The sequence below is a fragment of the Roseibium sp. MMSF_3544 genome, from assembly GCF_030732845.1.
In the GTDB taxonomy this organism is placed as follows: domain Bacteria; phylum Pseudomonadota; class Alphaproteobacteria; order Rhizobiales; family Stappiaceae; genus Roseibium.
This window is the reverse complement of sequence record NZ_JASHKA010000009.1, coordinates 81,724-93,245: the sequence shown is the minus strand read 5'-3', so window position 1 is coordinate 93,245 and position 11,522 is coordinate 81,724. Positions and strand designations below refer to the sequence as shown.

Annotated in this window: 8 protein-coding genes; 3 read left to right on the top strand and 5 right to left on the bottom strand. The window is 59.5% G+C overall.

What is annotated here, in order from left to right:
• The first annotated feature begins 242 nt into the window (after positions 1–242).
• The 3 genes from RBB47_RS14625 to RBB47_RS14615 all read left to right on the top strand — a co-directional run bounded on the left by RBB47_RS14625 (position 243) and on the right by RBB47_RS14615 (position 2,067).
• The gene (locus RBB47_RS14625) at positions 243–671 is read left to right on the top strand and encodes a DUF2852 domain-containing protein (protein ID WP_305986563.1); all 429 of its coding nucleotides are present in this window, start codon (positions 243–245) and stop codon (positions 669–671) included.
• A gap of 134 nt (positions 672–805) precedes the next feature.
• On the top strand, positions 806–1,543 hold the full coding sequence (locus RBB47_RS14620) for a M48 family metallopeptidase (RefSeq protein ID WP_305986562.1): 738 nt from the start codon (positions 806–808) through the stop codon (positions 1,541–1,543).
• 89 nt (positions 1,544–1,632) lie between these two features.
• Positions 1,633–2,067 carry a hypothetical protein gene (locus tag RBB47_RS14615; RefSeq protein WP_305986561.1) on the top strand — a complete coding sequence of 145 codons (435 nt, stop codon included), beginning with the start codon at positions 1,633–1,635 and terminating at the stop codon, positions 2,065–2,067.
• A 288-nt stretch (positions 2,068–2,355) separates the two neighbouring features.
• Here RBB47_RS14615 and RBB47_RS14610 read toward each other — a convergent pair whose 3' ends face one another.
• The 5 genes from RBB47_RS14610 to murJ all read right to left on the bottom strand — a co-directional run bounded on the left by RBB47_RS14610 (position 2,356) and on the right by murJ (position 11,520).
• Entirely contained in the window at positions 2,356–4,611 is a 2,256-nt protein-coding gene (locus RBB47_RS14610; protein WP_305986560.1) for a transglycosylase domain-containing protein, read from the bottom strand.
• 168 nt (positions 4,612–4,779) lie between these two features.
• Positions 4,780–5,718 (bottom strand): GNAT family N-acetyltransferase, encoded by a 939-nt coding sequence (locus RBB47_RS14605; RefSeq protein ID WP_305986731.1) that lies wholly within the window; start codon positions 5,716–5,718, stop codon positions 4,780–4,782.
• Positions 5,719–6,043: 325 nt separating this feature from the next.
• Positions 6,044–8,449, bottom strand: coding sequence for a PAS domain-containing hybrid sensor histidine kinase/response regulator (locus RBB47_RS14600; protein ID WP_305986559.1), 2,406 nt, complete (start codon positions 8,447–8,449; stop codon positions 6,044–6,046).
• Between the two features lie 307 nt (positions 8,450–8,756).
• Positions 8,757–9,836, bottom strand: a complete 1,080-nt coding sequence (gene trpS / locus RBB47_RS14595; RefSeq protein WP_305986558.1) for a tryptophan--tRNA ligase — start codon at positions 9,834–9,836, stop codon at positions 8,757–8,759.
• A gap of 121 nt (positions 9,837–9,957) precedes the next feature.
• Positions 9,958–11,520 carry a murein biosynthesis integral membrane protein MurJ gene (gene murJ, locus RBB47_RS14590; RefSeq protein WP_305986557.1) on the bottom strand — a complete coding sequence of 521 codons (1,563 nt, stop codon included), beginning with the start codon at positions 11,518–11,520 and terminating at the stop codon, positions 9,958–9,960.
• Positions 11,521–11,522 lie beyond the last annotated feature (2 nt).

Genomic DNA, 11,522 nt, shown 5'->3' with positions numbered 1-11,522 from the left:
AGTCGCCTGTTTTGACCTCGGACGGCAAAAATCCGAGGATTCTTCGGACCGGCTTTTGGTTAACGCAGAAAACAGTCGAACCATTTTTTAAAGCAGTAAAAACAGAGACTTGACCGAAGGAGCGGCCAACCGCCTCGCGACCTTTCGAGCTAAAAAACGACTGTGTTGAGCATCACAAATCCTTGAAGCGGCAGCTGACAATTCCCACTTCACTAACGTGGATGTCTTAAATGGATAGGAAGATGACGACGACCAAAAGTTGTATGATCAAACCTGCCTGGACGCCGGTGACCATCGGCCTGATGGTGCTGGGGTTTGTGGTTTTCTGGCCGCTTGGCCTCGCCATGCTTGCCTACATTTTATGGGGTGACCGTTTCGAAGGCATGGCCCGCGACGCAAAGGAACACTGGCGGGGTAGCCCGCTGAAGGGAGCATTCGATCAGATGTCAAACACGACTGCCTATGCACGCACTGGAAACGTTGCGTTCGACGACTACCGTGAGCGCGAGTTGAAGCGCCTGGAAGAAGAACGCGCAAAGCTGGATGCCATGCGGGCAGACTTTGACGACTTCCTGCGCGAACTGCGCCGTGCGCGCGACCAGGAAGAATTCGACCGCTTCATGGCCAACCGGGGCCGCACGAGTGGTGGCAGCGAAGCTGCTCCATCGTAAGGTCTTCCTCCTCCCGGACCCGTCCCTGGACGGCCTGACCGAAGGCGGCGCTTCAAAAAAGCGCCGCTTTCGTCGTTTTGTTTCCCGAAAGTGCTTTAGAATCCCGCGTAAGTGATTCGAACGGACCACCTTTCATGCTCTTTCGCCGCAGCAAAACCCAACTGCCAGATCACATTGACATTGAGACAGACACAAAAGCGGTTCGCATCCGACTGAAGCCAAATCCGCGGGCGCAGCGCTATCTTTTGCGTCTTCCTGCAGATCATTCCGGACCCGTTCTGACCGTTCCGAGGGGCGGCAATCTTACCCGTGCGGAGCATTTTGCGCGTCAGCATATCGACTGGCTGGTCGAACGCCTGCAGGACCGGCCTGAGCACATAGCTTTTCTACCGGGTGATGCGGTGCCATTGCGGGGCGAGCACCATATCATTATCCCGACCGGCAAGTTGCGCGGGCTGGTGTCGAGTGGGATATCAGAAGGCGGTGTTCCGGCGCTTTACGTTCCCGGCGCCGAAGACCACATTCCGCGAAAGGTAACGTCCTGGCTCAAGGAACAGGCGCGCAAGGATCTGACGCTGCGCGCAAATCACCACGCCGGGACCATTGGCAAGAAGATCGCCGCAATCAGCATCCGCGACACCAAGAGCCGCTGGGGGTCTTGTGCGGCCAATGGCAGGTTGTCCTTTTCCTGGCGCCTGATCCTCGCGCCTCCCGACATTCTGGATTATGTCGCGGCGCACGAAGTTGCGCATTTGAAGGAAATGAACCATTCCGCCAGGTTCTGGCGCCTTTGCGAGGAGCTTGCACCACAAACACCGACAGCACGTGTCTGGCTCAAGGAAAACGGGCTCTATCTCCACGGCTTCGGTTAGTGGGTCGCAATTGATTGGCCTTAAAAACCAATTTGCAACATCCCAAATCTGTGCTTCGCTGCCCTGAAGTGACTTTAGGGGGCGGTTACATGTTTTTTCTGAGATTTCTGATGCGCGGTTTGCTCGGACTGGCAGTTCTCGCCATCTCGGGTCTGTCGGTTGCGAGCGATGCAAGAGCGGACAGCTGTTGGGACCACAACGGATCGATCATGCGCCTGCAGGCTCAGGGCAACCAGCGTTGGCTGTCCTATGAGGTTCCGCGCAATGTTCTGCGTCAGGCCGGCGTCCAGCCCGGCACGCTCCTGTTCAACGGCACCAAGAACGGCAATTGGTATTCCGGGATCGCGCGCGTCTTTTCCAAATACTGCCCTGGCAACCCGCTGGAATACTACGTTGAAGGACCGGTGCGGGGCGACCAGCTTCAGGTCACGGTCACCGGCACCCGCGAGGTCTTCAAGCAGTGCCGCCCAACCGGGCGGATGACGACGGACACGCTGGTCTTTACCTATAGCCACGATTGCTGATTGGGCACGTCACTTCAGGCGCGTGCACATCGACCGACGTGTGAGTTTCGAACCGGAAAGAATTTTGAATTTCCGGGAAAAGAGGACCCCCACCCCTAACCCCTCCCCACAAGGGGGAGGGGAATCCCGACACGCCTCGTCCGAACTTTTCGATCCTGCTACTGGTTCCAAGAAGCACTGTGGTTTGCAAACGGCACTGCCTGGTCCCCCTCCCCCTTGTGGGGAGGGGTTAGGGGTGGGGGTTTGCTGAAGCAACAAAACAGTGCGGCGGTTTTCAGCCGTGCGCCCCTAGCCGCCGCCAAAAATATTTCTGAGCAGATTAAGTGGCCCGCGGCGTTCGCCGTTGCCGCTGTTGCCACCGCCAACGGGTGCCGGTGGAATCGGCTCTCGACCAGATCCGACTGCAGCGGTGGGCTGTGCCTGGGGTTTGCGCGGGGCTGCGACAGTCACTGGAAGGTTGGGAACACCCGGCAGGTCCGCAATGGGCAGTCCCTGGTGCGAGGCATCCATGACCGCTTTCCAGGTTGCAGCGGGCAAGCTGCCGCCGGTGGCCTTCTTCGTCGGCGAATTGTCGTCGTTGCCGAACCAGACGGCCGTGGTGAGATTGCCTGTATAGCCGATGAACCAGGCATCGCGGAAATCCTGGCTGGTGCCGGTCTTGCCGCCGGCTGGCCGGCCGCTGTCAAGCCGCGCCTTGCGCCCGGTCCCGGTCAAGAGCGTTTCGGACATCATCAGGTTCATATTGCCGACGTCGCGCCGTTCGACCACCCTGCCGCGTCCGTCGCCCGATCGGGAATAAAGGGTCTTGCCGTCAACGGTTCTGATCCGCCGGATCACGTGCGGCAGCACTCCATAACCTCCGTTTGAAAACGGGACGTAGGCGCCGGCGATTTCAAGCGGCGTGACCTCGGAGGTCCCGAGCGCCAGCGAAAGGTTCTTCTTCAGGTCGGAGGTGACGCCAAGCCGCTTGGCGGTGTTTGCGACCGTTCCGGCCCCGACTTCATGCGCAAGCCGCGCAGCAACTGTGTTCAGCGACAGGCTCAGCGACCGGGTCAACGTCACGGGACCATAGTGTTCCTTGGTGTAGTTCTGCGGCGACCAGCCGCCGATCGTGATCGGTTGATCCTGGCGGACCGTTTGCGGCGTCATGCCGCTTTCGAGCGCCGCCAGATAGACGAACGGCTTGAAGGCCGATCCAGGCTGGCGCTTAGCGTAGACCGCCCTGTTGAACTGGCTCTTGGCATAATCCGCTCCACCAACCATGGCCTTGATGGCGCCGGCGGTGTCGAGCGTCACGATTGCGCCCTGTGAAACGCCCAGTTTTTGGCGGTTTTCTTCAAGAGCTCCGCGCAGCGCGGTCTCGGCGGCCTGCTGCATGGCCGGGTCTACCGTGGTGTCGACGATGATGTCGCCGTCGATCGATCCGACGAAATGCGGCAGCACGTCCATGACGTAGTCGGCGACGTAGTTTTCGCTCGCGGTCGTGTAGCGCCGGATTGCCTTGGCGGGTGCGGCAATCGCGGTCTTGGTCTCATCGGAGCTGATGTAGCCTTCTTCATGCATGGCCGCGAGCACGAGCTGCGCCCTGTCCTCGGCAAGATCCGGGTTGCGCGCCGGTGAGTAGCGGGAGGGTGCTTTCAGGAGGCCGGCAATGGTCGCAGCCTCCGCGACCGTCAGAAGGCGCGCCGACTTGCCGAAATATCGGCGCGCGGCAGCATCCACACCATACGCGCCGGATCCGAGATAAACCCGGTTGAGATACATTTCGAGAATTTCGTCTTTCGAATATTCACCTTCCAGCCAGAACGCGAGCACCAGTTCCTGGATTTTCCGCTTGATGGTCCGGTCGGGTTCGAGAAAGAGGTTCTTGGCGAGCTGCTGGGTCAGCGTAGAGCCACCTTGCGCCACTCGGCCGGACGTCACATTGGTATAGGCAGCCCGCGCCAGACCGATCGGATCAATGCCGAAATGCGACCGGAAACGTCTGTCTTCGATGGCAATGACGGCATTCGGCAGATAAGGCGGCAACTGTTCCAGCCGCACGGCCTCTCCACCCGTGTCGCCCCGGTTCGCGATGAGCTGTCCGTTCATCGCAACGATCTTCACATTCGGCGGGCGGGCCGGCACCTGCCACTCGGAGGTTGGCGGAAGATATGCGGCGTAATAGCCAATGACGCACACAACTGCGATCACGCACCAGATGCCGAGAACAGCGCTCCAATAGGCTCCGCGCTTTAGCAGACGCCCGAGGCCTGCCGGCATCTTGAAACTGCTCTTGCGCTTTCGGCTGCGCCGCTTGGCGCCCGAGCGGCCTCCGCGGCGATTGCTTTGACTGGTGCGGGCTTTGCCCTTTTGTGATTTCGCGCTCTTTTTCGGTGAGGATTTCTTCCGGGTCCCGGGCTTGCCGGATTTGCCTTTGGATCCCGTCTTTGATGCAGGCGCAGAAGGGCGATCCTGCGGGCCAAGGCGCAGGTCAAGCAGGCTGCTGCTGTCGCTTCCAAATGTCGGTTCAATCCGTGGCTGGCGTTTCGCCCGACGCGCCATTGATCATTCGTCCCGTAGTCATACTCGGCAATTGCCGGGATCCCCGGTGATGATCTTAGAATGCGGCAATTTAAGGGGGCGTTAAGGCTTGGACAGTTCCCGAAAGGCAATCACCCGCGGGTCCGGAGCGGATTCCAGCCGGTTCACCGATTGTCCATACGATTGTATTTAACTGGCGTAGCGGCTTGCGTCCGCACCGTAATAGTTGACGTAGCGCGTATTGAGCTCCGTCACCGGCATGACAATCAAGATATCGGTCGTGCCAAACTGGTGATCGACCACGGCGCCGTCGCCGACAAACGCCCCAAGGCGCAGATATCCCTTCACAAGTGGCGGCAGGGCGCGCAGCGCTGTTTTGGGATCGATCCTGTCCGCCGGCAGGCGGTTCATTTCCACGTAGCGCTCGTCAACGGCCCGCACCCGCCATTGTTCGGGTGCACGGGCGTTTTGATGCAGGAAGGAGAGTTGCTGCGCCATGGCATCCGGGCTTGTTCCCTCGATGGAGGCGCATCCCACCATGACGTCGATCTTGTGGCGCAGGATGTAGGACCAGACGCCATGCCAGAGCAATTCGACGGTTTTCTTGTTCCGGTAGGGCTTCAAAACGCAAGAGCGTCCAAGCTCCAGGAAGCGTTTGTCCGGATTGGCGTCGATGAGTGCTTGAATGTCGTACTCTGCGGAGGTGTAAAACCCGCCATGCTGGTCGGCGACTTCCTGGCGCAGCAACCGATAGGTTCCCACAATCTCGGGTTTCAGCCGGCCCAGTTTGTTTCGTTTCATCGAGGCGTGATCGACGACAAGCAGATGGTCGCAATACGCGTCGAACGGGTCCGCGTCCCGACGCGTCGCAAGCGTGTGGGCATCTGCGATCGCCGACATTTCCTCGTAGAAGACTTCGTAGCGGAGGCGCTGGGCTTTCTTCACTTCCTTGAAGTTCCGCGCCATACGCACTTCCAGGGAGCCGATCCGGCCCAGGGTTTCGCCGGTCTTGACCGGCGTTCGAACCGGATTACCGATACGGGCGGATTTCGCGGCGGCAACACCTGTGCGCATTCCTGGTGTAAACCTGCGCACCAGTTTCCTTGGAGAAAACAGTCCCTGCCGCATTATGGCCATTCCACCCTCTTGCATTCCATCCAGATCACGCTGGGAGGTTTCACAGTTTGTGGTCTGCCTCACCTTTCTTTTTCCCTTAGCCGGTGTACTAACACCGGTTGCGGTCAGCGCGCTTCAATCCTGCCGTAGAACACATTTATCCGACAACTGGATGACAATAGTTTTTTTTCACTTCACCCGCCAGATTAAGCTTAACTTAGTCTTGGATATTTGTGAAATTTGCCGAACTGCTTAGGGTTCTGACCCTAAGCTTGCTGAAGGCTTTCGCGATCGAATCTTAGATAAGCAGTCGCGCCGATTTCGCAAGTCAAATCCGTCACGACCTGCCGATCGCTGCCAGCGCTCCGGAAATCGACTCCACGGACAGGGGTTTGGTCAGATAGCCGGCCGCCCCCATTTCAGCCGCCTTGTCGCGCGCATCCTGCATGACGTCCGCCGTCACGATCATCACCGGAACCGGAGGCCGTCCGCTGGCGCGTTCGTCTTCGCGGATTTTCCGGATGGCTTCGAAGCCGTCCAGTCCCGGCATATGCAGGTCCATCAGAATCGCGTCGAACGTGCCATTGGACGCTTCTTCGACAGCCCTTTCGCCGTCTACCACCATGACGGGTACATGACCGAGCTTGCGCAACATTGCCTCGCTAAGGAGCCGGTTAATGTCGTTGTCTTCCGCAACAAGCAGCCGCAACGGTCGCGCAGGTGCATTGGCCCGCCGCAGTGCCGCGCTGCTGTTTTCCGGTTTTGCGCCGGCATCCCAGGCAAGCTCGCTGACCGTGCCTTCCAGCAGCCCGGAAAAAATCTGCAACAGCGTTTCAACACGGACGGGTCTGATCAGATAAGCGGCATATCCGGCCGCGTGAAGATGCGCCAGCTTGTCCCGTTCAGAGGGGGAAACCAGGACGACGGCGGGCGCGGAGCAGCCCGCAAGGCGTGCGGAGGCCAGCCATCCGCCGCTATCCGAAAGAGCCGCATTGTCAACCACGACCAGGTCCGCACCTGACAGGGCGTCCTCGAGGCCGGAACTGCCCGGCGCTTCGACCGAAGTTACAGCGTCGTGCTGTGCGAGCCGACCGGCAAGCAGCTGGCACTCGATCCGGCTGTTGCTGATGAAGACAATGTTCCGCTCCGCCAGACTGGAAAGCCGGGGGTCGGTACTGGCGGCCATGTTCTCCGGGATCGGCAGACAGACCTTGAAGTGTCCGCCGCCTTCTGCGGAGGGCTGCGCGGTGATCTTGCCACCCATCAGACCGGCGAGCCGCTGTGCGATGGCAAGACCCAGTCCGGTTCCGCCGAATTTCCGCGCAGGACCATGGTCGACCTGCTCGAACTCCTTGAACAGGCGGTCCGCCTCCAATTCGTTGAAGCCGATGCCTGTATCGCGGACGTTGATCTCCAAAAGACTGCCGCCGGACGGATTGGGCCGCCCCGCAAGTTCGACTGCGACACCGCCTTCGTCGGTAAACTTCACGCCATTACCAATAAGATTGAACAGGATCTGCCGCACCCTTGTGGCGTCAAGAGTGACTTCCTCGGGAAGGTCGGGCGCCAGCATGGAGCCGATTTCCAGGCCCTTGGCATGTGCCTTGGGGGCCAGAAGCTCGACCACGCTTTCCGCAAGCGCGCCGATCTTGACCGGGGCAGCCTGGATCTCCAGCTTACCGGCCTCGACCTTGGAAAAATCAAGCACTTCGTCAATCAGCAGCAGCAGGGTTTCACCAGAGGTTTCCAGCGCTTCGATGTATGCGCCCTGCTCCTTGGTGAGCCGGGTGTCCCGCAGGAGGGAGGCCATACCGAGAATGCCGTTGAGCGGCGTGCGGATCTCGTGGCTGACGGTTGCCAGGAAGCGGGACTTTGCCTCGTTTGAACTTTCCGCAGAATGACGGGCCGCAAGCAGTTCTTCTTCGATCAACCGCCGCTCCGTGACGTCGCGCAGAACTGTTTGAACCAGTTGCCGGTCCGTGGCCGTGTCGCGCACGGGAACGTCGATCCGCGAAAACCAGCGCGGACCTTGTGCTGTTCGCATGCGAAGATCCTGAAAACCCATGCCGCCGGCGCCACCATCTCTCGAAGCGAGATCGGGATGCGATGGATCACCGCCGCTGATCACCGGCAATTGCATCGCATTGCCGGGATGCAGATCGTGCCCGTTGCCGAAAACATCTTCTGCTGCCGAATTGGCATAGGTGATGATGCCGTCTGCATCGCGGCGGATGACCACATCGCCGAGCGTTGCAAGAATGCTGGCATGCCGTTCGTCGGATTCGCCAAGTTCCCAGGCCCGGTCTTCCAGTTCTTCGCATCGGGCCATCAGCCGCCGGATTTTTTCATCCTTCAACTGAAGGGCCTGCACGGAGCGCTGCAAGTCGTCGGCAATAACGCGCCACACCGCCAGCCCGCCGGCAAAAAATGCGAGGCCAGCCCCCAGGAAACGGTTGAACCCGTCGGTCGAAACGAGAAACAGTGCCGCTCCGAGGCCGATTACAAGCCCGGCAACGGCCAGATGTTGCAGGGACTTCTGTGGGGCGTTGACCGGCGTGTCCGTTGCGCGCCGTCCCGGGCCAACGTCCGGCCCGAGGTCGCGCAACTCCGAATCATCGGTGGGCGCGGCAGACGTGTTGTCGGACTGACGCGGTTCTTTCAAAGGCAACTCGCCTTGCGCGTCTCCCTCTGCCACCTGCCTCGGTTCTGTTTCGGCTGTCTGCTCACGGTTCTGATTGACCAAAATCGCAACTCTCTGCTGGACCTGTTGGAGCAGAGAGTGCCGCTTAAACTTTTAGAAACCGTTTCCTTCGAGGCGGGTAAGGAACTTGTGCGGACGAGAACAAGACCGTCCATCCTTCGAGACGCGAGCATGCTCGCTCCTCAGGATGAAGGCGTGCAGTTCGCTGGCGCGAACCGTATCAGAACCCACCAACCTCATCCTGAGGAGCCGCAACGCGGCGTCTCGAAGGTGGGTCACAAACTCTTGTTTTTGTGGATAAATTCATGCCCGCTTCGCTCCGTGTGTTCCCGGAGCGAAGCGGTTGCTCTTATCGCACGTCCAGGAAACCAATGATCTTGCGCACGTCTTTCAGGACGGGTTCGGCAATTGCGGAGGCTTTTTCCGCGCCGTCCTTGAGGACAGCGTCGATCTGCGCCTTGTCTTCCTTCAGCCGGCGCATCTCGTCCGTCATTGGCGAAAGTTTGGTCACGGCAAGTTCTGCAAGCGCGGGTTTGAACGCCGAGAATTGCTGTCCGCCGAATGTTTTCAGGACGTCTTCTTTCGAACTGCCGTCCAAAGCGGCGAAAATTCCGACAAGGTTGTCCGCTTCCGGCCGCTCTTCCAGACCGCCGACTTCGCTGGGCAGTGCATCCGGATCGGTTTTGGCTTTTCTGACCTTTTTCGCAATCGTGTCGGCGTCGTCGGTCAGATTGATGCGCGACAGGTCAGACGGGTCGGATTTCGACATCTTCTTTGTTCCGTCGCGCAACGACATGATCCGGGTCGCAGGACCGGCGATCATCGGCTCGGTGATCGGGAAATAGAGCTGCTCGGGCAGCTCCGGAGACGGTGTTGGATTGGGAACACCAATACCGAGCTCCTTGATCCGGTCGCCGAAATCGTTGTTGAACTTCGTCGCGATATCCCGGGTCAGCTCCAGGTGCTGTTTCTGGTCGTCGCCAACCGGCACATGCGTGCCACGATAGGCCAGAATGTCTGCGGCCATCAGATTCGGATAGGCGAACAGGCCGACGGAGGCGTTTTCCTTGTTCTTTCCGGCTTTTTCCTTGAACTGGGTCATGCGGTTGAGCCAGCCCATGCGCGCCACACAGTTGAAGATCCAGGCAAGTTCCATGTGCTCGCGCACCTGAGACTGGTTGAAAATGATCGACTTATTGGGATCGATGCCTGCTGCCATATAGGCTGCGGTCACTTCCCTGGTCGCTTCGCTCAGCTCGATGGGGTCTGGAAATCCGGCGGTAATGGCATGGCTGTCGACCACACAGAAGATGGTCGGCATCCGGTCCTGCAGCGGGACCCACCGGGAGACGGCTCCCAAATAGTTGCCAAGATGAAGGTTGCCGGTCGGCTGGACGCCGGAAAAGACACGGGGCTGGAACTCCGCCATTCTTGATCCCTTTAATTAGTGCGGCCGGTTGGAAGGGCGCTGTGAAACTTTGGGCGCGCCGGGTGTAAGCCCCGCAGGACGTGTACGCAAGCGGTAACGGCGAAGATTTCGTCTTAAATTGTTAAGTGTTGCGCCGTGTCAACGCCTTAAGCATGCGCAAAAGGTCTGCACCACCACTGAGTTGCGTGAAAACGGCAAAGGTGACGATGCCGGTCAGAACAATCAAAGCAAGGCTTGCCACGCGCACAATCAGCCAGGTATCGGCGAGATATGGTGCAAGAAACAGGGCAACGAAATGAATGCTCACGCCCATGAGCAAACTTGCCAAAAGCACCAGCGACATTTGCCTCAAGAGCGAAAAATCCGGGGTAAAGTGGCCGCGTTTCCACAACACGATGACCAGAAGCGCTGTGTTGACCCAGCCTGCGATCGTGGTGGCCAGGGCAATGCCGACATGTTTGAGGACCGGAAACAGCGCGATCGAGAGGGCAACGTTCACCACCATGCCGACGGCCGCGAATTTCATCGGCGTCTTGGTGTCCTCGCGCGCGAAGTATCCAGGTGAGAACACCTTGTTCAGGACAAAGGCAGGCAGGCCGAGCGCGAAGGCCATCAGGGCCGCAGCGGTGCCGTCGACGGCTGCTGCGTCGAAGCGCACGCGTTCGAACAGAACGGAGACGATTTCATGCGGGACGACCGCCAGCGCGACGGCTGCCGGCAGGGTCAGCACAAGCGAAATCTCAAGCGCCCGGTTCAAACTGTGCTGATAGGCGCTGAGCTGCCCCGACCGCAATTGCCGCGTCAGGCTCGGCAACAGAACGACGCCGATGGCAATGCCAATCACGCCGAGCGGAAGCTGGTAGAGGCGGTCGGCGAAATAGAGCATGGCGTTGGCGCCGTCCTGGAGCGACGCGATGATTGTTCCGACCGCAATGTTGAACTGAGTGACGCCGCCCGCGATGATTCCGGGGATTCCGAGGACCAGCAGCCGTTTCGCAGACTGCGTGTAGCGTGGCCGAAACACGGGAATCTTGAAACCAAGGCGTTTGAGGTCGATCACCACCACAAGCAGCTGGAGAATGCCGCCCAGGGTCACGCCAATGCTCAAAAGGACGCCAAGTTGGAAATTGTCTTCAACACCGGCAGCAAGAATGCCGCCGAGGACAATGCTCATCACCACGTTGAGCATGACCGGTGCGAACGCGGCAGCGGCAAATCTTTGATAGGTGTTCAAAATTCCGCCGACAAAGGCGAGCAGCGACATGAAAACGAGATAGGGGAATGCGATCCGGGCCATGACCACGGTCAGGTCGAACTTGTCCGGGTCGGCGGAAAATCCCGGCGCCAGTCCCCAGACGATCAATGGCATGAAGATCTGCGCGACAGCTGTCAGGATCAGCAGGCAGAACAGGAGCGCGGATCCGATCTCTCCGGCAAATCGCCGTGCGTCCGCTTCACCGCCTTCCTCCAGTGCCCGGCCAAACAGCGGAATGAAGGCGGAGTTGAAGGCGCCTTCCGCAAACAGCCTGCGGAACAGGTTCGGTAGCCGGAACGCCACGGCAAAGGCATCGCCGACGGGACCGGTCCCAACCGCCGCAGCAAGCAGTACGTCCCGCACAAAGCCTAGCACGCGGCTCAGCATCGTCGCGCCACCGACCGTGGTGAAATTGCGCACAAGGCTCATTG